At 39.8% G+C, this 24,037-nt stretch carries 24 protein-coding genes; 18 read left to right on the top strand and 6 right to left on the bottom strand.

Annotated elements, in window-relative coordinates; translation table 11 throughout:
- The first annotated feature begins 10 nt into the window (after positions 1 to 10).
- A complete protein-coding gene (locus tag ACFX4W_RS10650) occupies positions 11 to 535 on the top strand; it encodes a L,D-transpeptidase (RefSeq protein ID WP_043976277.1) in 525 nt (174 codons plus the stop codon).
- A gap of 75 nt (positions 536 to 610) precedes the next feature.
- On the opposite strand, the gene prli42 is transcribed toward ACFX4W_RS10650, so the two are convergent.
- Positions 611 to 706 (bottom strand): stressosome-associated protein Prli42, encoded by a 96-nt coding sequence (gene prli42 / locus ACFX4W_RS10645; protein ID WP_149917156.1) that lies wholly within the window; start codon positions 704 to 706, stop codon positions 611 to 613.
- Between the two features lie 150 nt (positions 707 to 856).
- On the opposite strand from prli42, the gene mce reads away from it, so the two are divergent.
- The 12 genes from mce to rnz all read left to right on the top strand — a co-directional run bounded on the left by mce (position 857) and on the right by rnz (position 15,025).
- Entirely contained in the window at positions 857 to 1,282 is a 426-nt protein-coding gene (gene mce / locus ACFX4W_RS10640) for a methylmalonyl-CoA epimerase (protein ID WP_028411573.1), read from the top strand.
- Positions 1,275 to 2,825, top strand: a complete 1,551-nt coding sequence (locus tag ACFX4W_RS10635) for an acyl-CoA carboxylase subunit beta (protein WP_043976280.1) — start codon at positions 1,275 to 1,277, stop codon at positions 2,823 to 2,825. Before mce ends, ACFX4W_RS10635 begins: the two co-directional genes overlap by 8 nt.
- A gap of 25 nt (positions 2,826 to 2,850) precedes the next feature.
- Positions 2,851 to 3,969: a tripeptidase T gene (locus ACFX4W_RS10630; protein WP_025750472.1), complete on the top strand. Its 1,119-nt coding sequence runs from the start codon at positions 2,851 to 2,853 to the stop codon at positions 3,967 to 3,969.
- 225 nt (positions 3,970 to 4,194) lie between these two features.
- Positions 4,195 to 5,556 (top strand): NAD(P)-dependent oxidoreductase, encoded by a 1,362-nt coding sequence (locus tag ACFX4W_RS10625; protein WP_043976281.1) that lies wholly within the window; start codon positions 4,195 to 4,197, stop codon positions 5,554 to 5,556.
- Positions 5,557 to 5,577: 21 nt separating this feature from the next.
- Entirely contained in the window at positions 5,578 to 6,858 is a 1,281-nt protein-coding gene (gene preA, locus ACFX4W_RS10620; protein WP_043976283.1) for an NAD-dependent dihydropyrimidine dehydrogenase subunit PreA, read from the top strand.
- A 19-nt stretch (positions 6,859 to 6,877) separates the two neighbouring features.
- Positions 6,878 to 8,296 carry a dihydropyrimidinase gene (hydA, locus tag ACFX4W_RS10615; RefSeq protein WP_043976285.1) on the top strand — a complete coding sequence of 473 codons (1,419 nt, stop codon included), beginning with the start codon at positions 6,878 to 6,880 and terminating at the stop codon, positions 8,294 to 8,296.
- Positions 8,297 to 8,329: 33 nt separating this feature from the next.
- Complete coding sequence (locus ACFX4W_RS10610) at positions 8,330 to 8,542, top strand: hypothetical protein (RefSeq protein WP_043976287.1); 213 nt, start codon at positions 8,330 to 8,332, stop codon at positions 8,540 to 8,542.
- A 393-nt stretch (positions 8,543 to 8,935) separates the two neighbouring features.
- Complete coding sequence (locus tag ACFX4W_RS10605; RefSeq protein WP_013084957.1) at positions 8,936 to 9,127, top strand: hypothetical protein; 192 nt, start codon at positions 8,936 to 8,938, stop codon at positions 9,125 to 9,127.
- A gap of 139 nt (positions 9,128 to 9,266) precedes the next feature.
- Positions 9,267 to 10,898, top strand: a complete 1,632-nt coding sequence (locus ACFX4W_RS10600) for a PucR family transcriptional regulator (RefSeq protein WP_043976290.1) — start codon at positions 9,267 to 9,269, stop codon at positions 10,896 to 10,898.
- 207 nt (positions 10,899 to 11,105) lie between these two features.
- Positions 11,106 to 12,575 (top strand): CoA-acylating methylmalonate-semialdehyde dehydrogenase, encoded by a 1,470-nt coding sequence (locus ACFX4W_RS10595; RefSeq protein WP_043976292.1) that lies wholly within the window; start codon positions 11,106 to 11,108, stop codon positions 12,573 to 12,575.
- Positions 12,576 to 12,668: 93 nt separating this feature from the next.
- Positions 12,669 to 14,027, top strand: coding sequence for an aspartate aminotransferase family protein (locus ACFX4W_RS10590; protein WP_043976294.1), 1,359 nt, complete (start codon positions 12,669 to 12,671; stop codon positions 14,025 to 14,027).
- A gap of 68 nt (positions 14,028 to 14,095) precedes the next feature.
- The gene (rnz, locus tag ACFX4W_RS10585; protein ID WP_043976296.1) at positions 14,096 to 15,025 is read left to right on the top strand and encodes a ribonuclease Z; all 930 of its coding nucleotides are present in this window, start codon (positions 14,096 to 14,098) and stop codon (positions 15,023 to 15,025) included.
- Positions 15,026 to 15,054: 29 nt separating this feature from the next.
- Here rnz and namA read toward each other — a convergent pair whose 3' ends face one another.
- Both namA and proI read right to left on the bottom strand, forming a co-directional pair.
- Entirely contained in the window at positions 15,055 to 16,071 is a 1,017-nt protein-coding gene (gene namA / locus ACFX4W_RS10580; protein WP_043976298.1) for an NADPH dehydrogenase NamA, read from the bottom strand.
- 137 nt (positions 16,072 to 16,208) lie between these two features.
- The gene (gene proI, locus ACFX4W_RS10575; protein WP_013059097.1) at positions 16,209 to 17,057 is read right to left on the bottom strand and encodes a pyrroline-5-carboxylate reductase ProI; all 849 of its coding nucleotides are present in this window, start codon (positions 17,055 to 17,057) and stop codon (positions 16,209 to 16,211) included.
- A 268-nt stretch (positions 17,058 to 17,325) separates the two neighbouring features.
- Here proI and ACFX4W_RS10570 point away from each other — a divergent pair, with 268 nt between their 5' ends.
- Together ACFX4W_RS10570 and ACFX4W_RS10565 are read left to right on the top strand one after the other, a co-directional pair.
- Positions 17,326 to 18,282 carry an MBL fold metallo-hydrolase gene (locus tag ACFX4W_RS10570; protein ID WP_043976301.1) on the top strand — a complete coding sequence of 319 codons (957 nt, stop codon included), beginning with the start codon at positions 17,326 to 17,328 and terminating at the stop codon, positions 18,280 to 18,282.
- Positions 18,283 to 18,305: 23 nt separating this feature from the next.
- On the top strand, positions 18,306 to 19,100 hold the full coding sequence (locus ACFX4W_RS10565) for an SDR family NAD(P)-dependent oxidoreductase (RefSeq protein WP_043976303.1): 795 nt from the start codon (positions 18,306 to 18,308) through the stop codon (positions 19,098 to 19,100).
- Between the two features lie 73 nt (positions 19,101 to 19,173).
- Here ACFX4W_RS10565 and ACFX4W_RS10560 read toward each other — a convergent pair whose 3' ends face one another.
- Positions 19,174 to 19,389 (bottom strand): CDGSH iron-sulfur domain-containing protein, encoded by a 216-nt coding sequence (locus tag ACFX4W_RS10560; protein WP_013059094.1) that lies wholly within the window; start codon positions 19,387 to 19,389, stop codon positions 19,174 to 19,176.
- A gap of 130 nt (positions 19,390 to 19,519) precedes the next feature.
- On the opposite strand from ACFX4W_RS10560, the gene ACFX4W_RS10555 reads away from it, so the two are divergent.
- Complete coding sequence (locus ACFX4W_RS10555) at positions 19,520 to 19,858, top strand: iron-sulfur cluster biosynthesis family protein (RefSeq protein WP_028410692.1); 339 nt, start codon at positions 19,520 to 19,522, stop codon at positions 19,856 to 19,858.
- Here ACFX4W_RS10555 and ACFX4W_RS10550 read toward each other — a convergent pair.
- Together ACFX4W_RS10550 and ACFX4W_RS10545 are read right to left on the bottom strand one after the other, a co-directional pair.
- Positions 19,855 to 20,766, bottom strand: coding sequence for an alpha/beta hydrolase (locus tag ACFX4W_RS10550; RefSeq protein WP_043976305.1), 912 nt, complete (start codon positions 20,764 to 20,766; stop codon positions 19,855 to 19,857). The two genes, ACFX4W_RS10555 and ACFX4W_RS10550, sit on opposite strands and share 4 nt — an antisense overlap.
- Positions 20,767 to 20,834: 68 nt before the next feature.
- Positions 20,835 to 21,731, bottom strand: a complete 897-nt coding sequence (locus ACFX4W_RS10545; RefSeq protein ID WP_377559373.1) for a hydroxymethylglutaryl-CoA lyase — start codon at positions 21,729 to 21,731, stop codon at positions 20,835 to 20,837.
- 177 nt (positions 21,732 to 21,908) lie between these two features.
- Between ACFX4W_RS10545 and ACFX4W_RS10540 the strand changes: the two genes are divergently transcribed.
- Positions 21,909 to 23,096 carry an acetyl-CoA C-acetyltransferase gene (locus ACFX4W_RS10540; RefSeq protein WP_043976310.1) on the top strand — a complete coding sequence of 396 codons (1,188 nt, stop codon included), beginning with the start codon at positions 21,909 to 21,911 and terminating at the stop codon, positions 23,094 to 23,096.
- A 235-nt stretch (positions 23,097 to 23,331) separates the two neighbouring features.
- On the top strand, positions 23,332 to 24,021 hold the full coding sequence (locus tag ACFX4W_RS10535; RefSeq protein WP_025750456.1) for a CoA transferase subunit A: 690 nt from the start codon (positions 23,332 to 23,334) through the stop codon (positions 24,019 to 24,021).
- The last annotated feature ends 16 nt before the right edge of the window (positions 24,022 to 24,037 follow it).

The raw sequence follows: 24,037 nt of genomic DNA, 5'->3' as shown, positions 1-24,037 counted from the left end.
GGTGGATTACGTGCATGTGTTTGCTTTTATCCTTTTACTACTATCTCCGGTTTGGCCATTAGGAGAAACTCCGTTGCCAAATGATCCTTATATTATTATTAATAAACAAAGCAATGAGCTTGCTTATATTCAAAATAAAGAAATTAAACAAATTATTAAAGTAGCAACGGGGAAAACAGTTAATCTGACGCCGGAAGGGGAGTTCACGGTAACAGTAAAAGCTGTTAATCCTTATTATCGGAGAAGTAATATTGAAGGAGGCGCTCCTCAAAATCCTCTAGGTGTAAGGTGGATTGGGTTTGATGCAAGAGAGACTGACGGACGTATTTATGGCATTCATGGTACAAATCAGCCGGATTCCATCGGTAAATATGTATCGAATGGCTGTATTCGCGTAGAAAATCGTGAAGTAAGCCATTTATATGATCAAGTCCCGTTAGGTACAAAAGTATGGATTGTATCTACAGATCAATCTTTTGAAGAGTTAGCCGCTCAAAAAGGCATTGTGAATATACAGCAAAAGACTGGTGACTAGTCACCAGTCTTTTTTATATGTTTGCATTGCACAAAGAAGCAGCAGTGCATCTATGTTTTTAGTCATCAGTCTCGATTAAAACCACATGGCAAGTCCCGCTAAAAGCGTAGATATTAACATGACAAGAAGCATTAAAAACACAATGGTTTTTTGGATTTTCTTATTAGACATACAACCAAAGTCCTCCTACACGTTTTTTTCCTATTTTACATGTCTTCCGCTGCTTAGACAAGCAACTTTCTGTAGATACGTGAGCAGGAGATTTCTTTTGTTTTCAAGAATATGTGTAAATGAAAACGCTTTTTTAAAAGAGGTGAGAAAGTGATAAAAGGAATTGATCACATAGGAATAGCTGTAAAATCAATTGAAGGCAGCCTCCCGTTTTATGAAAAGGTATTAGGACTGTCTCTATTAAAAGTAGAAGAAGTAGAAGAACAAGGCGTAAAAGTTGCTTTTATTCAGTGCGGCAACGTAAAAATTGAATTATTAGAGCCGCTCTTTGAAGACAGTGCGGTCGGCGCGTTTATCAAAAAGAGAGGTGAAGGTCTTCATCATGTTGCTTTAGGTGTGCGCACGATTGAAGAACGGATTAACGAGTTAAAGGAAAAGGGTGTGCAAATGATTGACGATGTTCCGCGCAAAGGCGCAGGGGAAGCATCCATTGCTTTTTTGCATCCAAAGTCAGCAAACGGTGTTCTTTATGAGCTCTGTGAAAAAACACTAGAGGAGGAGAAGAAACATGGTTGACATTTATGATAAATTAAATGAATTGTACGATAAGCGCCGAAAGATCGAGTTAGGCGGCGGAGACGAAAAAATTGAAAAACAGCACCATAAAGGAAAACTAACGGCACGCGAACGAATTGAAATTCTTTTGGATGAACATACATTTGTCGAATTAAATCCGTTTATTGAACATCGGTGTGCAGATTTCAGTATGAATAATCAAGTAGGACCAGGAGACGGGGTAGTAACAGGTTACGGCAAGGTAAACGGTCGCTCAGTCTATTTGTTTTCGCAAGATTTTACAGTATTTGGAGGCGCGTTAGGTGAAATGCATGCTAAAAAAATTGCGCACGTAATGGACTTAGCGGCTAAAACAGGCGTACCGTTTATTGGGTTAAATGATTCAGGCGGGGCTCGTATTCAAGAGGGCGTCATGTCTCTCGATGGATACGGTCATATTTTTTATCGAAATGCCATTTATTCGGGTGTCATGCCTCAAATATCTGTTATTATGGGTCCTTGTGCAGGCGGGGCCGTTTACTCACCGGCGATTACGGACTTTGTTTTTATGGTAGAAGAAACAAGTCAAATGTTCATTACAGGACCAAAAGTAATTGAAACGGTAACGGGAGAAAGCATTTCCTCTGAAAATCTTGGAGGAGCAGCTGTTCATAACGAAATTAGCGGTAATGCCCATTTTAGAGGCGCAACAGAACAAGAGGTGCTAGAACAAGTACGAACGCTCTTAAGCTATCTTCCTCAGTCTAGCCAAGAGCAGCCTCCTTTAGCCTCAAAGGCAGAGTCTGATCATTATCGTCCGGATTTATTAGACGTTGTCCCGTTTGATGCCGTGCGCCCTTACGATGTGCGTCAAGTCATTCACCAAGTAGTGGACGAGCACTCATTTTTTGAAGTGCAAAAAGACTTTGCAAGAAATATTGTCATTGGTTTTGCCCGCATAGATGGAAAAGTTGTCGGACTTGTGTGTAACCAGCCTAAAGTAATGGCAGGCAGTTTAGATATTAACTCCTCAGACAAAGCAGCAAGGTTTATTCGATTTTGCGATTCATTTAATATCCCACTTATTACATTTGAAGATGTTACAGGTTTTTTCCCAGGTATCAAGCAGGAACATGGCGGAATTATACGTCATGGTGCTAAAATTTTATATGCATACTCCGAAGCTACCGTTCCGAAAATCACGGTGATTTTGCGAAAGGCGTACGGCGGTGCATACGTAGCTTTAAATAGTAAATCGATTGGAGCGGACCTTGTGTATTCGTGGCCCAATGCCGAAATCGCTGTTATGGGTCCTCAAGGTGCTGCAAATATTATCTTTGCAAACGACATTCGAGGCAGCGAAAACCCAGATGAAACAAGACATGAAAAAATTGAACAGTATCGCGAGAAATTTGCTAATCCTTACGTAGCGGCAAGCGCTGGAATGGTGGATGATGTTATTGATCCTCGGGAAACGCGAATAAAATTAATACAAGCGCTTGAAATGTTGCACAATAAAAAGGAAGAGCGTCCAGCAAAGAAACATGGTAACATACCATTGTAGGTTATTTTTGGAGGGATTACATATTATGATTAATGAACAACGAATCGTTGATTTATTTATTGAATTAGTACAAGTAGACTCAGAAACAAAGCATGAAGAAAAAATTGCTGTTGTACTAAAAGAAAAATTTACCGCATTAGGCGTCGAAGTAGTAGAAGATGATGCCAAAGAAAAAACGGGCCACGGAGCCAACAACTTAATCTGCACACTGCCAGCTACAAAAGAAGGCGTAGACACAATCTACTTTACTTCTCATATGGATACAGTCGTACCTGGAAACGGTATTAAACCATCTATTGAAGATGGCTATATTAAAAGTGACGGCACGACAATTCTTGGAGCGGATGATAAAGCAGGCTTAGCAGCAATGCTAGAAGCCATCACCGTATTAAAAGAAGAAAACATCGCGCACGGAAAAATTGAATTTATTATTACAGTAGGAGAAGAATCTGGCTTAGTGGGCGCTAAAGCTCTTGATTCTAGCCTCGTAACGGCAAAATTCGGCTATGCTTTAGATAGCGATGGCAAAGTGGGAGACATTATCGTTGCTGCGCCGACGCAAGCGAAAGTAAATGCAACAATTTATGGAAAAACAGCTCATGCAGGTGTAGCTCCTGAACGAGGCGTTTCTGCTATTACGATTGCTTCAAGAGCCATTTCTAAAATGCCACTTGGACGTATTGATAAAGAGACTACAGCGAACATTGGACGTTTTGAAGGTGGAACGCAAACGAATATCGTATGTGACCGCGTCGATATTTTAGCAGAAGCTCGTTCATTAATTCCAGAAAAAATGGAAGCACAAGTAGCGAAAATGAAAGAAGCGTTTGAAACAGCTGCACAAGAAATGGGCGGACGTGCGGAAGTGGATATTAAAGTGATGTATCCAGGCTTTAAATTTGGCGATGGAGATCATGTTGTCGAAGTTGCTAAAAAAGCCGTGGCTAATATCGATCGTCCTTCACGCTTGCTTCAAAGCGGAGGCGGAAGCGATGCAAATGTAATCGCAGGCTTTGATATCCCAACAGTAAATCTAGCAGTTGGTTATGAAGACATTCATACAACAAATGAAAAAATTCCGGTAGAAGAACTGGTGAAGACATCTGAACTAGTAGTGTCGATTATTAAAGAAGTAGCAAAATAATAGTTGCAGCCTTGCTTTTATATAAAAGCAAGGCTTTTTACATAGTGAATAGTAAATAGTCTGAATTTTTTAACATAATGTATAATGAAGAAAAGACGGTCGTTTTGTACAATAAAGTTAGTAATACATTTTACCAAAGTAGAAGTTGAGAATAACGTATATAAAAAATATGTAAGCGCTTTCAATTTTAGTTTTATCAACAGATATCCTTGGGAGGTTGATGCAATGCGATCACAGGAAAGTTTGCAGTCCATCATTCAAAACTTTAATGAAGTAGAAAAAGGGTTGTCAAATAGAGAAGCGGTCGAAGAATCTAATCGATGTTTGTACTGTTATGATGCACCCTGTATTCAGGCATGCCCTACAGGAATTGACATCCCGACGTTTATTAAAAAAATTGCATCGGGCAATTTAAAGGGGTCTGCCGAAACGATTATGTCTTCTAATCCTGTAGGAGCAAGTTGTTCGAGAGTTTGTCCAACCGATGAACTATGTGAAGGAGCGTGTGTGCTTAACCATTCAACCAAACCAATTATGATTGGAGATTTGCAGCGCTACGCAACGGATTGGGCTATTCAAAATGAACAGGTGCTGTTTGAGAAAGGAAGAGCAAACGGCAAAAAGGTAGCAATTGTTGGGGGGGGTCCGGCTGGTCTCTCTGCAGCAAGAGAACTGGCCCGATTTGGGTATGACGTAACCATTTTTGAAGCGGAAAAACAAGCAGGAGGGTTAAATACATATGGAATCGTGTCGTTTCGTCTTCCTCAAGCGATTTCATTCTGGGAAGTTGAACAAGTGAAAAATTTAGATGTGAAAATTAAAACAAACGTAAGAATTGGAGAAGATATTCTTCCAAGCGAATTGCTACAGTCGTATGACGCGGTTGTATTAGCTATTGGTATGAGCAAGGTGCCTTCTCTACATGTTGAAGGTGAAGAGCTAGACGGTGTGTATGATGCGATTGATTTTGTGAAAAAAACGAAGTCAGAAGCGTTATCAACAGAATTTGTGGGTAAGCGTGTTGCCGTCATTGGTGCGGGAAATACTGCGATTGATGGTGCTACGTGTTCCGTGCGCTTGGGGGCTGAAAATGTTCAAATTTTATACCGTCGTACACGAGAAGAAATGACGGCTTATGATTTTGAATTTGAATTTGCGAAACAAGATGGTGTTGAATTCCGCTGGTTAACGGCTCCTATACGAATTATTGGAGATGAAAATGATAAGGTGAGCGGGATTGAATGTGTAAAAATGACGTTAACAGATCCAGATGCAGACGGCCGAAGAAAGCCTGTTCCTGTTGAAGGTTCAACGTTTACCATTCCAGTCGATGCTGTTGTTAAAGCAATTGGTCAAGAACGGTACCTGTCTTTGATTCAACAATTTCAGCTGCATCATGAAGACGGAGTTGTCTTAATTAATCAAGAGACGTTTCAAACATCCAATCCAAAAGTATTTGCTTGCGGAGACGTTATTTTTGGTAAAGGGCAAGGAGAAGCAATGGTTGTGACCGCTGCTCAGCAAGGAAAACAAACGGCGTTAAATATTCATATGCAGTTAACAAAAGAAACAATGGAAACAGCTTAAAATCAGGAGGAGGAGAAATCTATGGCAGATTTAACAACAAATTTAGCAGGTATTCAATCACCAAATCCGTTTTGGCTGGCATCCGCACCGCCAACCAATTCAGGTTATCAAGTGCAGCGTGCATTTGAAGCAGGATGGGGAGGCGCAGTTTGGAAAACGCTTGGTGATCCGATTTTAAATGTTTCCTCACGATTTGCTGCCGTTGGCTTCAACGGTCAGCGCGTAGCCGGCTTCAATAATATTGAGTTAATCACCGATCGTCCTCTTGAAGTTAATTTGAAGGAAATCTATGAAACGAAAAAGAAGTTTCCTAACCACGCAATTATTGCCTCTCTTATGGTAGAGCCTCAGCAAGAAAAATGGCATGAAATTGTCAAAAAAGTAGAAGACGTAGGAGTGGATGGATTAGAGCTGAACTTTGGGTGTCCGCATGGGATGGCAGAACGAGGGATGGGTGCTGCCTCTGGGCAAGTCCCAGATTTGGTTGAAAAACAAACGTATTGGGCTAAAGAAGTTGCCCAAACGCCGGTCATTGTTAAATTAACCCCAAATATCACAGATATCACCGTTACAGCAGAAGCAGCGGTTCGAGGCGGTGCTGACGCTGTGAGCATGATTAACACTATTAATAGTTTAGCAGGAGTAGACATTCATTCATGGAATACGATTCCACACGTAGCAGGAAAAGGCGCTCACGGAGGTTATTGCGGCCCGGCTGTTAAGCCGATTGCATTAAACATGGTTGCTGAATGTGCGAGAAGTCCGTTTATTAACGTTCCAATATCAGGTATGGGAGGCGTTTCGAACTGGCAAGAAGCCGTCGAATTTATGCTCATGGGTGCTACAGGTGTGCAAGTATGTACAGCTGCTATGCATCACGGGTTCCGCATTGTAGAGGATATGATTCAAGGTCTCAATTATTATTTGGATGAAAGAGGAATCGAAAAAGTAAGTGATATTGTAGGGAAAGCCGTTTCAAAATATTCCGACTGGGGCAACTTAGATCTCAATTATAAAGTAGTGGCTCGCATCGATCCGGAGACGTGTATTAACTGCAATAAATGTCATATTTCTTGTGAAGATACTTCTCACCAATGTATTGATATGCTGAAAGACCCTTCAGGGAAATCTTATTTAAAAGTAAGAGAAGAAGATTGTGTAGGCTGTAATTTATGTTCGATTGTATGTCCGGTGGACGGGGCTATATCCATGGTTGAATTACCGAATGAACAGCCTCCAATGACGTGGAATGAACGCCAAGCTGCTTTACAAGCGATGGCTGCACAGCGATTAGACGTATAAATACAAAGGGGATGAAGAAATGAAGAAAATCGTTAAAAATGGTGTGGTAGTCACAGCAACAGATACGTATAAAGCGGATATTTTAATTGAAAATGGAGTTATTTCGGCAATTGGCTCGGCATTTGAAGAGCAGGGCTGTGAAGTGATTGATGCAAAAGGTAACTATATATTTCCAGGAGGCATCGATCCTCATACTCATTTAGATATGCCGTTTGGAGGCACCGTTACAAAAGATGACTTTGAAACAGGTACAAGAGCAGCAGCTTTTGGAGGCACGACAACTGTTATTGATTTTTGCTTAACCAATAAAGGCGAACCGCTGCAAAAAGCGATCGGCACATGGCATGAAAAATCGACAGGAAAAGCGGCTATCGATTATAGTTTTCATCTAATGATTGGAGAAATCACGGAAGATGTATTAAATGAGCTTCCTACGATTATTGAAAAAGAGGGAATTACTTCTTTTAAAGTGTTCATGGCCTATAAAAATGTTTTTCAAGCAGACGATGCTACCCTTTATCAAACGCTAGTGCAAGCTAAAAAACTAGGGGCGCTTGTAATGGTACATGCTGAAAATGGAGATGTTATTGAGTATTTAACAGCACAAGCACTAGAACAAGGACAAACCGATCCTATCTATCATGCACTGACTCGTCCTCCAGAAATAGAAGGAGAAGCTACGGGAAGAGCCGCGGTGCTAACGGAGCTGGCTGACTCACAGCTCTATGTTGTTCACGTGTCGTGCGCTGAAGCGGTTAAAAAGATTGCTGAAGCAAGGGGAAAAGGCGTAAATATCTGGGGCGAAACGTGTCCGCAATATTTGACGCTTGACCAAACCTATTTAGAAAAACCGAATTTTGAAGGAGCAAAATACGTATGGTCGCCGCCTTTACGTGAAAAATGGAACCAAGATGTTTTGTGGAATGCTCTGCGTAATGGCGACTTGCAAACGATTGGATCAGATCAGTGTTCGTTTGATTTTAACGGTCAAAAAGATCTGGGAAAAGGAGATTTTACGAAAATTCCAAACGGAGGCCCTATTATCGAGGATCGCATGAGTATTTTATTTTCAGAAGGAGTAGTGAAGAAACGAATTAATATCAATCAGTTTGTAGATATAACATCAACAAAAATTGCTAAGCTGTTCGGACTGTACCCGAAAAAAGGAACAATAGCGGTTGGCGCAGACGCGGATCTGCTTATATTTGACCCTTCTGTTGAACGTACGATTTCAGCAAACACGCATCATATGGCAGTCGATTATAGCGCATTTGAGGGAATGAAAGTCACGGGTGAGCCGGTTTCAGTACTTTGCCGCGGGGAATTTATCGTAAAAGATAAGCAATTTGTCGGTCAAAAAGGCTACGGACAATTTACAAAACGAGCAAAGTTTAATGAGTTAAACACGGCTAACGAAGCTGAAAAATTAATGTTATAAAAACAGATGAAGAAATAGATCGGGGGCAGGGAAATGTCAAGTTACCATGAATATATGGCAGAGCGAGAAAAGATTGATTTTTTGCTGCAAAAAGGATTTAAAATAACAGCCGTAACGGAGAATCTAAGCGGGGCATTTGTGACGTTTGAACGCATCGAAAATAACCAAACCGAACAAGAAACCCTTCATATATTGACGGCGGATGCTAGAAAATATTTTTCATCCGTACTGATTCAACAAGTATAAAAACGGAGGCCGGGACAAAATTATTTTAGCTGAAGGAAGATCCGAACGATTCATCGTTCGGATTTTTTTATTGCTAGGGTGAACGCAGGTTTCATGTACGTAGGTGCTTCTAGCTGTTGATTGGAATTTTAATTATGTTTCAATCTCTTTATTTGTTTACTAATCCCTATAAGTTTTTTACTATATTGTCTGATAAAAGTGATCCGTTTTTGTGTTTTTTTCGTTTTGGATGTGAAACAAAATAACTAGATATTATCCATTGACTGTATTACAGTTGTTACATTTCGTTTACATCGAAAGAGAAAAGGTTTAGTTATCTAGTAAATTGTAGTAAATATTATAGTAGAACGTTTTCAAACTAAATCTATTAAATACGAAAAGGGTGTGACACGGATGGATCAAGCTATGCAGTGTATGACACAGGAAGAAACAAAAATTATTGATAAATTAAAAATGGAAATGTTAAATGCAGTGTCACTACAAGATTTGCGTTTTTATAAAAAAGAAATTCATCGAATTAAAGAACAAGCGGTTAAACGCCAAGGTTTTTTTAATAAATTACAGCAAACAGCTCAGAAGCTGTAACGATCCATTATCGTTACAGCTTTTTTCGTTTCTTTCATTAAATATTTTATTTCTTCTAAATATTTAATATAATGTAAGAAGATATAGCTTTTGTTCTACACATATGCGAAATACGCGTTAATGATCCAGGAGACATGATGTGAAATTCGCTAGGGGCGGTGTTGACTTGAAATCATATTTAACAGTAACAGAGATTTTAACAAGGAAACATTTTGTAAACTGTGAAGTAATAGCTGGAGAGAAAGGTCTTACTAATTCTGTTAAGTGGGTGCACGTGATGGAAGTGACGCGCATTAATGAGCTGCTAAAAGGAAACGAGCTCATTTTATCAACAGGGGTAGGCTGGGGAGAAGATTCTCAATCTTGTTTATCATTTCTTCAGCAATTAATTTCTTGCAAGGCATCAGGACTGTGTATTGAACTTGGCACTTATACTTCTAAGATTCCGCAAATTGTAATTGATAAAGCGAACGAATGTGATTTTCCAATTATTTTATTTCACGAGGAAGTTCCGTTCGTTGAAATTACGCAAGATGTTCACTCGCTTTTAATTAATCAGCACTATCAAATGATTTCCGATTTAGAACAGTATTCTCATAGGCTAAATCAGCTGCTGTTAACAGTTAATGATCCGGCCCTCATCTTACAGTGTTTATATGAATCTACGGGGCTTCTTGTCGGCCTTAAAGTTTCAAATGAATTGCTTACCTTTGCTCCTGAGATGGACTTGCTCAAACAGCAGCTTCTACTTCATTATATAAGCAGGGAAAATGAAAGTCCGCATTTTACTGAGCAGCCTATTCATTTATTAGGACAAGATTATGCTCAGCTATATGTTGCTTCTATAAATGAAGCGTTAACAGAACTTGAAGTGCTCACCGTTGACCGAACGGCGACTGCACTTGCTCAGCATTTTTTGAAGGACCTATATGTCGAAGAGAAAAAAAGAGTAGATGAAACCGAATGGATGACAAAATGGATGAACGGAGAGTTAACTCTTGAACAAATAAAAGACTCTATGCACGAAGTGTGTTCAGATTCGCCTATTCGCGGAGGTGTCGTTGTTTGCTGTAAGTGGCAAAGGCGGGAGAAGTTTGATCGAACATATTTTAAGCTGATCTTGCGAAGCATTTTTGAACAAGAAGGCTTTCACTTATTAGTCTCCGAGCGAAATCGCGAAGTATTATTTATTCTTTTGAACAAACGAATGGTTAGCACGTGGAGAGAGAGATTAGAAAACAGCCTTCATCGCTGGATGAATCAATATGAATCGGATGAAAATTCAAAGAGGAACGCCATTAGCTTTATCGGAATTGGCCAATACTGTGAACAGCTTGACTGCATGCATAAAAGCTATGAAACGGCTAAAGAAACAATTTCGATTCAAGAAATGCTGCAAAAACAAACCATTATTCATTTTTATGATGATTTGCATATGTACCGGATTATTTCGCTTTTACATCAGCATGAAGACTTACAGGAAGTGGTGTTTGAATATCTGCAGCCCGTTATTACATATGATGAAACGTATAATGCAAAACTCATGGAAACATTAAAAATTTATTTAGCATGCAACGGATCTAAACAAGAGACGGCTAAGCGTTTATACATTGTCCGGCAAACGCTGTATCACCGTATCGAAAAACTAGAAAAGCTGCTGGGTGAAGACTTTATGGAGCCGGAAAAACGACTGGCAATTGAGTTTATGATTATGGCATATGAATATTTGTTTATGATGAAAAAGTCGCGCGCGGAATTTATAAACGGATAAGTAAGCAGCTGGAAACAGCTGTTTTTTTATGTTGAGGCTGATTTTACTATATGTTCATTTTAGTTCATGCTTTCTCCTAGTTCACTGCGCAAAATGTGAAACGAGAATCTAGAGTTGTTTCACATTTTGTCTAATGCAACCACCATTTATTTATTCAATAATAAAGGTAGATTTGTCATTTCTTATTTTTTGAGGAGGCCAAGCGATATGTCAGTTGTGAATAATGATACGCAAGTTTTAAAAAATTACGTGGGCGGAAAATGGGTTGATACGGCAGGGGGAAAATTTGGAGAGGTAATTAACCCATCGACGGGCGAAGTCATTGCAAAAGTACCGCTTTCTACAAAAGAAGACGTAGCCAATGCGGTGGAAACAGCTCAAAAAACATTTGAAACATGGCGTAACGTTCCTGCTCCAAAACGAGCAAGATTAATGTTTGCGTTTCAGCATTTACTAGTTAAGCATCATGAAGAGTTAGCTAAATTAGTGGTGCAAGAAAACGGCAAGGCTTTTAAAGAAGCTTACGGTGAAGTACAGCGCGGTATTGAATGCGTGGAGTTTGCCGCGGGTGCTCCTACTTTATTAATGGGGGAATCATTAAATAACATAGCGGAAGAAATTGATTCTGAGATGTTCCGTTTTCCACTGGGTGTCGTTGGCGGCATCACACCTTTTAACTTTCCGATGATGGTACCGCTTTGGATGTTCCCTCTTGCCATTGTATGTGGAAATGCGTTTGTATTAAAACCGTCTGAGCGAACGCCGCTTTTAGCAACGCGACTTGCTGAACTTTTTACAGAAGCAGGAGCACCGGATGGATTATTAAATATTGTGCACGGGGCACACGACGTTGTGAACGGATTAATAGAGCATGAAAAAGTTAAAGCGATTTCATTCGTCGGATCGCAGCCGGTAGCAAAATATGTTTATGAACAAGCTGCATCTCAAGGGAAACGAGTTCAGGCTTTATCTGGAGCTAAAAATCATCATGTTGTGATGCCAGACTGCGATATGGATAAAGCGGTATCACATATTATCAGCTCCGCTTATGGAAGTGCCGGCCAGCGATGCATGGCGTGCAGCGCCGTGGTCGTGGTTGGTGAAAAAGGCGATGAATTCGTCGCAAAATTAAAGCAAAAAGCAGATGAATTAATTATGGGAAGCGGCTTTGATGATGAAGTGCTTCTAACGCCTGTGATTCGAAAAGAGCACCGTGATAAGGTGCTGGATTATATTGAACTTGGCATGAAAGAAGGAGCGGAACTCATTCGTGACGGACGTAAAGAAATGGATGAACATACGGAAGGCAATTTCTTAGGAGCAACAATTTTTGACCGCGTAACTCCTGATATGACCATTGCTAAAGAAGAGATTTTTGCACCTGTACTAAGCTTGCTTCGTGCTGACACATTAGATGAAGCACTTCGCTATATGGAAAAATCCCGTTTTGGAAATGGAGCAACGATTTATACCAAAGATGCAAAAGCGGTGCGTCAATTTAGAGAAGAAGCAGATGCTGGTATGCTCGGTATTAACGTAGGAGTACCTGCTACAATGGCCTTCTTCCCATTCTCCGGTTGGAAAGACTCTTTTTACGGAGATTTGCATGTCAACGGCAAAGACGGTTTGAACTTCTTTACACGTAAAAAGATGGTTACATCACGCTTTGACTTTTAACATATAGATGAATATAGCAAGTGGCTTCGGCATTTTGTCGAAGTCTTTTCATACAGAAAAAAATACCGCGCTAGCGATTTGGGAGTGGATAAGATGGTACAGGTCAGTCAAAATGAAAAAGATCTGCGTGCAAAAGATGAGCAGTATGTATGGCATGGAATGAAACCATACAGTCCGGATGCAACGATGGTAGCTACAAAAGCAAAAGGTGCTTGGATTACAGATGAGCAAGGAAATCGCTATTTAGATGCAATGGCAGGGCTTTGGTGTGTAAATACCGGGTATGGACGGGATGAGTTAGCGCTCGCAGCCTATGAGCAGCTAAAAGAACTGGCTTATTTTCCCCTTACTCAATCTCACGTACCTGCTATCAAACTGGCAGAGAAGCTAAATGAAATGCTAGGTGATGACTATGTTATCTTCTTTTCAAACAGCGGATCTGAAGCAAATGAAACGGCTTTTAAAATTGTGCGTCAGTACCATCAGCAAAAAGGAGAGCATTCTCGCTACAAATTTATTTCGCGTTACCGAGGGTATCATGGGAATTCAATGGGCGCACTAGCAGCAACGGGCCAAGCTCAGCGTAAATATAAATATGAACCGCTTGCCCCTGGCTTTATTCACGTTGCTCCGCCTGATTCGTACCGAGGGCAAGATGACTACGATGCACCGAAAGAACAGCTTCAATCTGTAAAAGATATTGACAATGTTATGACGTGGGAGCTAAGTGAAACGATTGCCGCTGTTATTATGGAGCCAATTATTACAGGAGGAGGAATTCTTTTACCGCCTCAAAATTATATGAAAGGCGTAAAAGAAACGTGTGAAAAACACGGTGCACTTTTAATTGCAGATGAAGTTATTTGCGGCTTTGGACGTACAGGAGAAGCCTTTGGTTTTATGAATTACGATGTAAAACCAGATATCATTACCATGGCAAAAGGAATTACAAGCGCATATCTTCCGCTCTCTGCAACTGCTGTTAAAAAAGAAATTTATGAAGCGTTCAAAGATAGCGATCAGTACGAGTATTTTCGCCATGTTAATACATTTGGAGGAAGTCCAGCTGCGTGTGCACTGGCATTAAAGAATTTAGAAATTATGGAGAGAGAAAATCTTTTTGACCGTTCTAAACAGCTTGGAGCTTACGTATTAAGTGAGCTAAAGCCGCTTATCGATAGCCACCCATACGTTGGAGACGTAAGAGGTAAAGGGCTTTTAATTGGAATTGAACTTGTAGCTGATAAACAAACGAAGGCACCGTTAGACGTTAATCTTGTAAATGAAGTGATTGCTAAATGCAAAAGCAAAGGAGTCATTATTGGGAAAAATGGAGCAACGGTGGCCGGCTATAATAATGTTCTCACCCTCTCGCCGCCTCTCAACATTGAGGAAAGTGATATTGAGCTGTTATTAGCTACTATTACGTATGCGCTTGACAGCATCAAATAGGTAAGTTTGCAAAAAGCCTGTATAATATACTTACAGGCTTTTTGTGCGTGTGAAGGAGGAAGTAGAAAATGGAATTGTTATTTTTAGGAACGGGTGCAGGAGTACCGGCGAAACAGCGGAATGTTTCATCTCTTGCGCTCGAACTTTTGCAAGAAAGAGGGGCGGTGTGGCTTTTTGATTGTGGAGAAGCAACTCAGCATCAAATTTTACATACAACCGTTAAACCGAGGCGAATTGAGAAAATTTTTATTACGCACCTTCACGGTGATCATATTTACGGATTGCCTGGACTCCTTGGAAGCCGTTCGTTTCAAGGCGGAGAATCGCTGCTTACTGTATACGGGCCAAAAGGAATTAAAGAATTTATTGAAGTCACGCTGGCTGTAAGTCAAACTCATCTGCAATATCCTCTAGAGATTGTTGAAATAGAAGAGGAAAGTGAAAGTGGAACGATTTTTGAAGATGAAACTTTTTCAGTGGAGTTTGGCAAACTTGAACATGGCATTTTATCTTATGGATATCGAGTTGTCGAAAAAGATTTACCAGGATCACTGGACGTTCAGCGTTTAAAAGAGATGAATATTCCCCCGGGGCCTCATTATCAGCAGTTAAAGGAAGGGAAAGAAGTAGTATTAAAAGATGGGCGTATAATCAATGGTCAAGAATTTGTAGGAGAGCCTAAAAAAGGGAAGGTCATCACGGTTTTAGGAGATACAAGAAAGTGCATGCAAAGTGTTCAGCTTGCTATGCATGTAAATGTTTTAGTCCATGAAGCTACTTTTTCAGCGGGAGACGAGGAGCTTGCTTACAACTATTTTCATTCTACTGCAAAAGAAGCCGCTGAAATCGCTAAAACAGCATCGGCCGAGCGTCTTATTTTATCTCATATTAGTTCGCGTTACCAAGGAGACGCAGTCAGCCGGCTAGCAGAAGGAGCAAAAGAAATTTTTCCAAATACCGACATAGCAGAAGATTTGAAACGGTTTACGATTTCATAAAAAAAGACGAGGATATCCTCGTCTTTTTTTTACCATCCGCGTTCGTACTGAACGGGTGCTGAAATTGTTTCATTTAGTTCTTTTGCCGCCGTGCGCGGGAAGTACGGATCGCGCAGAAGTTCGCGCGCAACAAAAATTAAATCAGCGCGTTCGCTTTGCAGAATCTCTTCTGCTTGTCGTCCTGTTGTAATTAATCCAACTGCGCCTGTATCAATATTTGCCTGCTGCTTAATCTTATCTGCAAACGGCACTTGATAGCCAGGGTATACGTTGATTGGAGCGTGTACAAGAGCACCGGAACTAACATCGATTAAGTTGACGCCTTGTTCTTTCATCCATTTTGCAAATGCAACGTGATCATCGACTGTTAATCCGCCTTCTGTATAGTCAGAAGCAGAAACACGGACAAATAAAGGGCCGTCCCACTCTGTTTTCACAGCTTCAATAATTTCCTTTAAGAAACGATAGCGATTTTCTGCGCTGCCGCCATATTCGTCGCTGCGTTTATTGCTTAGCGGCGATAGAAATTGATGTACTAAATAACCGTGTGCAGCGTGAAGTTCGATAATATCAAATCCAGCTTCTTTTGAGCGTCGAGCGCTTTCTTTAAAGGCAGAAATCGTTTCATGAATTTGTTCTGTGGTCATTTCCACAGGTTTTTTACTTTTATCATCAAAAGCAATAGCGGAAGGAGCATAAATATCGCCTTCAACAGTTGCTTTACGTCCTGCGTGTGCAAGTTGAATAGCTGTTTTTGCACCGTTTTCTTTTAGCTGTGTCACAAGTTTCGTTAATCCATCTTTTTGTTCATCATTCCAAATTCCCAAGTCTTGAGCTGAAATACGACCCTGTGGCACGACAGCTGAGGCTTCAACCATAATGAGACCTACTTGTCCAACCGCACGAGTTGTGTAGTGAACCATATGAAAGTCGGTTATTACGCCGTCTTCCTTTTCGCATGAATACATACACATTGGTGACATTACAATTCGGTTTTTTAATGTTACATCTTTCACTGTATAAGGTGAAAATAGTTTTGTTGTCATTCGGTTTAACCTCCAATTATTTCGATACTCTAAACAAAAGTTATTATATCACCGCATTGAATTTTCTTTCACATAATCTGCTTATCCATTTTTAATCATAAAAAAACCTCTTTCTTTTTTTAGAAAGAGGTGAACCTTTACGAACGTTTACTCGAGATTTTTTCGTCAATCGTATCTCCTAAATATTTGGAGCGAATTGTAGCTTGTTCAATACACTGCATCATGGCTTCTTGGAAGTTATGAGAAATAAGCTGTTCGATTCCTGCTTCCGTTGTGCCGCCCGGACTCATCACTTCTTTTCGAAGTACGGCTGGCGTTTTAGGTGACTGTTTCAGCATTTCTGCAGCACCGATAAGAGTTTGAAGAATTAGTTCATTTGACACTGACGTATCCAAGCCTTGTTTTTCAGCTGCTTTTTCCATTGCTTCTACTAGATAGTAGACATACGCTGGGCCGCTTCCAGATAGTCCTGTTACAGCGTGAAGCTGCTCTTCCTCTACAGTTGTAACCGTACCAATCGTTTCAAATAAAGCAGTAGTAACGTTCATATGCTCTGCTGTAGCAAACTTGCCGGGTGCAATGGCTGTAGCCGATAATCCAATAGAGGCCGATGTATTTGGCATAGCTCTTACAACCGCTACTTCTTGGTCAAACAAGTTTACAATTGTGGCAGTCGATACCCCTGCTAAAACAGAGAGAACGAGGTGGTGCGGACGAATATAAGACTTAATCGTATCGATGCTTTCCGCTACGTCTTTTGGTTTAATAGCAAGCACGACGATATCGCTTTTTTCGATTAACAAGGCATGATTACGCGTAATGTTAATTTCATATGCGTTTCGAAGTTCGTGAAGTCTTTTATCGTTGCTATGATTTGTTACGGTGATTTGATTGGGGCGAAGCTTTTTATCTGACAGCAGCCCTGAGATCATAGCTTCAGCCATTGATCCAGCTCCAATAAAGGCGATGTTTAAATCCGTTTTCATTAAAAGTTCCTCCAGTCATTTGCTATCCAATGAAAACAGATACTGAGATTTCAGTATCTGTTAAAGGTTTGTGTTTGTGTATCTCTTCTTTATAAAATGCATAGTTATCTAAAGATATGAATAAAACTTCACTATATTTCTGTCATTATGCAATGAAAAAGAGAAGGATGTCAATGTAATTTTCAGAAAACGAATGCAATTGTATAAATAACAGGAAAAATCGTGTAAACTTAAAAGAAAATACGATGGTAAAGGAGCAAAAATACAGATGAATGAGCAATTATATAAAATTGTGCTGCCTACTCCTTTTGCGGTAGGAGATGTGAATGTTTTTGTTATAAAAGGTCAGACCGTTACGCTAATTGATGCTGGTATTAAAACGGAGGCGGCGTGGTCTGTATTTAAAGAAAAGCTTAATGAAATAGGATTAAAACCAGATGATATTAAGCAAGTTGTCCTAACTCATCACCATCCTGATCACGTAGGAATGCTTGATTTTTTTGATAAAGATATCGCCATAGTCGGTCATGCGAAAAATCAGCCTTGGATCTCCCAAAATCCAGATTTTTTTGAGTGGTACGATGCGTTTTTTGAAGACCACTTTATGAAAGCCGGCGTAGATGAAAGGTTTCGCTCTTATTTAAAACGTTTAAAAGCATCAATGAAGTATTCATGTCATCGTTCTCTTACAACTTCTGTGCAGGAAGGAGATTACATTCCGGGCCTAGAGAGTTGGAAAGTACTTGAAGTACCAGGTCATGCTCAAAGCCATATTGCATTATACAATGAAAGAACAGCGGTTATGATTGGAGGAGATTTACTGTTAAAGCATATTTCATCTAATCCGCTCATTGAACCTCCTATGAAACCAAGCGGCGAGCGACCTAAAACGCTTCTTCAATATAATCATTCATTAAGACGTCTGCTTGATTTAGAGATAAACTGTATCTATACAGGTCATGGAGATGAAGTGTTACATGTTCGCGAACTTGTACAAGAGCGGTTACAAAAGCAGAGCGACCGAGCGGATAAAGTGCTTAGCATGATAAAAGAACGTCCTCAAACAGCATTTGATATTTGCAAACAGCTATTTCCTACTATTTATGAAAAAGAACTAGGGCTAACTCTTTCTGAAACAATTGGTCAGCTCGATTTTTTAGAAGATGCAAATAAAATCAGTACACATGAAAAAGAAAGTACGCTTATTTATTCTGTGTGCTCTTAACTTATAAAAAAGGTGTGTTATATTTGAAATCCTCGTTAAAGAACCAACATGTCGTGATTACAGGCGCTTCGGGAGGTCTTGGAGAGCATTTAGCTTATGAAGTGGCCAAAAGAGGGGGCGTCCCCGTTTTACTTGCACGTACAGAAGAAAAGCTGCACCGAGTAGCCGAGCAAATTAGTCAAAAATATGGGATTACCTCTTACATATACAAAGCTGACGTAGCGAACGTAGAGGAAGTCAAAAGAGTCGTTCAGAAAATGATGAGTGAAATTAAGCGTGTTGATGTCCTGATTAATAATGCAGGCTTTGGTGTATTTGAAGAAGTGAAAGAAGCATCGATTAAGACAATTGCCTCAATGTTTCAAGTCAATGTTATTGGATTAATTGCATGTACACAAGAAATTTTAGCTTATATGCTAAAAGAAAACAAAGGACATATTATTAACATTGCTTCTCAAGCAGGCAAACTTGCGACGCCTAAATCCAGTGGCTATTCAGCTTCTAAACATGCCGTGCTAGGGTTTACCAACAGCCTGCGAATGGAATTAGCGAAAACAGATGTCTATGTAACGGCAGTGAATCCAGGTCCTATTCAAACCAACTTCTTTTCAATAGCAGACCAATCAGGAAACTATGAAAAAAGTGTAGAAAAGTTTATGTTAACCCCTCAATACGTAGCTGAAAAAACGGTCAATATTATTGGGAAACCAAAACGAGAAGTCAACTTGCCTAAGTGGATGAATATAGGCTCGAAGATGTATCAGCTTGCCCCGGGGCTCGTAGAAAAATTGGCAGGGGATGCGTTTAATAGAAAATAACCTGTGCTTTAACCACAGGTTATCAATGTTTTTCGTTAATGGTTTCGTTCAGTAAGGCTGTATATCTATGAATCTACTGCTCGTCTAAAATTTTTGCAGCGCGCACACAAGAGTCAAATTTTCCTTTATGATTTCCGTCGCAAAAGGGCATCTTTTGCGACTGGCCACATCGGCATAGTGAAAATGTCGGCTTTGTTTCAAATTTGTTGCCGTCTGCATCAATTAATTCAACGTCTCCAGTGACACGGAAAGAGCCGTTATCCATTACTTTAATTTGTACTTTTGACATAAAAAAACCTCCTTTTTGTACACATCTATATGAAGCGCCAGAGTTTAATGAAAGCGAGATGTGTATTATACTCATTATATAAGCAATTTTCGTTTGTTTATACAATTAGTTTAAAAGGAGTTAAAGGAAAATGAATATTACCTTTACTGATAAAGCAATAGCAAAAGTACAAGAAAAGTACGGGAAAGATTCTTCACTATATTTAAAATTAAAATACGATACGGATGGATGCGGCTGTGTTGTGAGCGGTGTAACGACGCTATGGATTGTTGATGAAAAAGAGAGCGATGATGTAACCATTGAGACGAATTTTGTTCCTGTTCTTGTCGAAAAAACAAAGCAAGTATTTTTAGATGATAATATGACGATTGACTACAATGAAAGTGCCTATGCGTTTATGCTAAAATGTCCTTCTCAAATTTTAAATCCGCGCATGTCATTTATCGATAAAACAAAAGAAGCGCTTTAAAGCGCTTCTTTTTGTATTTTTTCTAAAAATGATTCAATAACTTGTTCATATTCCTCTGGATTATCAGCATACGAGCGGGCATGAGTGCCTACAGGTGCTAAATACATCCGTTTTGCTCCCATTTTTTTGGCATGCAGCTGCTCCGTCATTTTAGGAAGAATATAGTCATCTTCTTTACTATGGATAAACAGAACAGGATGTTTGATTTGATCTACGACTGAAATAGGTGATACGTCTTTAAATGAGTAACCTTCTCGCCATTTTAAAATAATATTAGCTGCTGGCATGACAAGCTGTTTGGGCAGGTGGAAATCTTGTTTTAAGCGATAGGCAAGAAGTTCTTCCAAGTCAGAAAAAGGGCAGTCGACAATATAAAAATCAGCTCCGTCTTCCATTCCAGCATACAAAAGAGTGGTCGCAGCTCCCATAGACTCCCCGTGAATCCCAAGGGAAATAGTTGAACCGAATTGTTCTTTTACCCAATGAACAACGGATTGAAGGTCCAGTTTTTCATAATAGCCGTAGCTCGTTGTTTTCCCTTCAGACTTGCCGTGTCGGCGATGATCATAAAGAACGACGTTCCATCCAAGCTTTAGAAAAAGCCGAGCATATTTCATAGAGTTCAATGAATGAACTGTAACTCCGTGCGAAAGAATCATAAATCGGTTGTGTTCGTGTTGTTTAATAACGGTCCCAGCTATGTTATAGCCTAAAGAAGAAGGAAGCACAAATGCTTCTTTAGGAAGAGTGCTATAGACTTTCTCATCATAAAAGCCATCTTCCGTATCGCGGTCAATAATAACTTTGTCGGTCTTTTTACGGATGTACATCATTTGATTTGTAAAAAAGATGCCAAGAGCGGCAAATGCTCCAAAAACACTTCCTATTAATAATAGCCATTTTTTCATGATTAGCGGCTCCTTTTGTTAATATAGCTATTATTTATTATAGCATCGCTCTCATAAAAACCTAATTTTTAACGCTGTGCAAATAAAGAGTATTGCTTGCTTTCAATCGGTCTTGAAATGTGAGGAGCGATAAAAGCGACCGCTTCGAGCAGCTTTTCTTCATTAATAGAAGTGGAAATACCCATTTCATGAAGCATAAAGACGAGATCTTCCGTAGCTACGTTTCCCGTTGCTCCCTTAGCGAATGGACATCCACCTAACCCCCCAGCGGATGAATCGAACCTGTTAATACCGGCTTGCAGAGCTGCATAGATATTTGCAATGGCTAATCCTCTCGTATCGTGAAAGTGCGCAGCAAGTAGCGTGTGGGGAAAGTTTTGTTTTAATTTCGAGAAAAGTGAAAATACATCTTTAGGGTTTGCCATACCAATTGTATCAGCAACGCTTAGCTCATTCACTCCAGCCTCCACAAAGCTTTCGCAAAGGGCCAGCACGTTGCGTTCGTGTATTTTTCCTTCATACGGGCAATAAAAGGCGGTGGAAATGCAAGTTCGAATAAAACATTCTTGCTGCTTGAGCTGCTGAATGAGAGGAAGCAGCGTTTGTACAGCTTCTTTGGTGTTTTTGTTAATATTTTTTTGATTAAAGGTATTGCTTACGCCAATAAACAGCGCAACGGAGCGGCAATTAGCTTGCAGTGCTTTTTCCAAGCCTTTTTGGTTCGGCACAAGCACAATGTTTCGGCATGTATCAGGCTGAAATGTATCTGCAACAGTAGAAGCATCTTTCATTTGAGGAACCCATTTTGGAGAAACAAAGGATGTAATTTCGATTTCGGATAGTCCAGCTTCTTTTAATTTTTTGATAAAATTAATTTTTTTTTCAGTTGGAACAAAATTTTTTTCATTTTGAAGGCCATCTCGTGGACCAACTTCTATAATTGTTACTTTTTCAGGAAATCCCATAAACCGCTCTCCTCCTACATTGTAAACGCTTACTAATATTTATTTTAATTCTAAAAAATTAAAATTCAATAAAAATTATAAATTTTTACAAAAAAAGAGGAATTTCGCAAGCGATGTCGAAATTAATACAGGTGACAGTTAATCACAGTAATCAAACAGTAAGGAGAGGTTTTCGACATGGGTCAAACAGAAGTAGTCATTGTAAGCGCTGTACGTACAGCAATCGGCAGCTTTGGGGGAAGCTTACAAAATGTATCCGCAACAACTTTAGGTGGTACTGTAATTAAAGAAGCTTTAAACAAAGTAGGGGTATCAGCAAACGAAGTAGATGAAGTTATTATGGGAAATGTCCTACAAGCAGGTTTAGGACAAAATCCAGCACGACAAGCAACTTTAGCAGCAGGTTTACCTGAAACTGTTTCAGCATTAACCATCAATAAAGTATGCGGATCAGGACTAAAAGCAGTACATCTCGCTACACAAGCGATTCTTGCTGGGGATGCTGATGTGATTGTTGCTGGTGGAATGGAAAACATGAGCCAAGCACCATACTTATTAAAAAATGCACGCAACGGGTTTAAAATGGGCGACCAAAAAGTAGTTGACAGCATGATTCAAGATGGATTATGGTGTGCATTTAACGACTACCATATGGGCGTTACAGCTGAAAATCTGTGTGATAAATATGAAATTACTCGTGACGAACAAGATGCGTTTGCAGCTTCAAGTCAGCAAAAAGCAGAAGCAGCTATTCAATCTGGTCGTTTCAAAGATGAAATCGTGCCAGTAGAAGTGCCTGGAAGAAAAGGTCAAGTAACTATTTTTGAACAAGATGAGTTCCCACGTGCAGGCACAACGGCTGAAAGCTTAGGGAAACTACGTCCAGCCTTCAAAAAAGACGGTTCTGTAACAGCTGGTAATGCATCTGGTATCAATGACGGTGCAGCGGCAGTAGTGGTAATGAGCCGTAAAAAAGCAGACGAGTTAGGCCTAACACCATTAGTGTCAATTAAAGGTAATGCAACTGCGGGAGTAGACCCAAGCATTATGGGAATCGGTCCTGTAAGCGCAGTGAAAAAGGCGCTGGAAAAAGCTGCTGTTTCATTAGAAGATGTTCAATTAGTAGAAGCAAACGAAGCATTCGCTGCACAGTCAATCGCTGTGGATCGTGAACTTCAATTTAATCATGATATTTTAAATGTGAACGGTGGAGCAATTGCGCTTGGACATCCTATTGGTGCAAGTGGTGCACGTGTCCTAGTTTCACTTATTCATGAAATGCAAAAACGCGACGCAAAACTTGGGTTAGCAACGTTATGTATTGGCGGAGGCCAAGGCGTTGCAACAATCGTTGAACGTCCTTAATTTGATATAGTTTTAACAAACATTAAAGCTATATCACAACGCCACAGATTCCAAACATACAGCTTTGGAACTCGTGGCGTTTTTGTTTTTCCTTTAATTTGTCTAGTAATATAACTTTTTTGACAAAAAAATGATTAAATTATAATTTTCAGTTATATATATATTTAAAAAGAAATAAAAATCTTTTATAATAGATTAGAAAGCGTTTTCAAAAATAACGAAGGGGTGGTTATGTATGAAACAAGTACATACGTCGTTTAAAGAAGCGGTGAAAGATATTCACGACGGTGCTACGATTATGGTCGGTGGTTTTGGTTTATGTGGAATTCCGGAGAATTTGATTTTAGCGTTAGTTGAAACAGGGGTAAAAGATTTAACCGTAATTTCAAATAACTGCGGCGTAGACGACTGGGGACTTGGACTGCTTCTGAAAAACAAACAAATTAAAAAGATGATTGGTTCTTACGTGGGAGAAAATAAAGAGTTTGAAAGACAAGTATTGTCAGGAGAAATTGAAGTAGAATTGCTACCTCAAGGCACGCTAGCTGAAAAGATTCGCGCCGGCGGAGCGGGCATACCTGCATTTTATACACCAGCGGGAGTGGGAACACCCATTGCTGAAGGAAAAGAAGTTCGCGTGTTTGAAGGAAAAGAATATTTACTAGAAGAGGCGTTAAAAGCTGATTTTAGTTTGGTTAGAGCTTGGAAAGCCGATCATATGGGTAACTTAGTGTATAACAAGACAGCGCGCAATTTCAGCCCAATGATTGCAGCAGCAGGAAAAGTGACGATAGCAGAAGTGGAGGAACTTCATCCAACAGGCTCACTTGATCCAAATATTATTCACACACCTAGTGTATATGTTCAATCGTTAATTATTGGTGAACAAGAAAAACGTATTGAGCGTTTAACCGTTCAAAAATAACAAAAGGGGAGAGATT

The sequence above is a fragment of the Priestia sp. YIM B13489 genome (genome assembly GCF_042787645.1).
Classification (GTDB): Bacteria; Bacillota; Bacilli; order Bacillales; family Bacillaceae_H; genus Priestia; species Priestia megaterium.
Note: the sequence above shows the minus strand (reverse complement) of the source record. Positions and strands in the feature narration are given on the sequence as shown.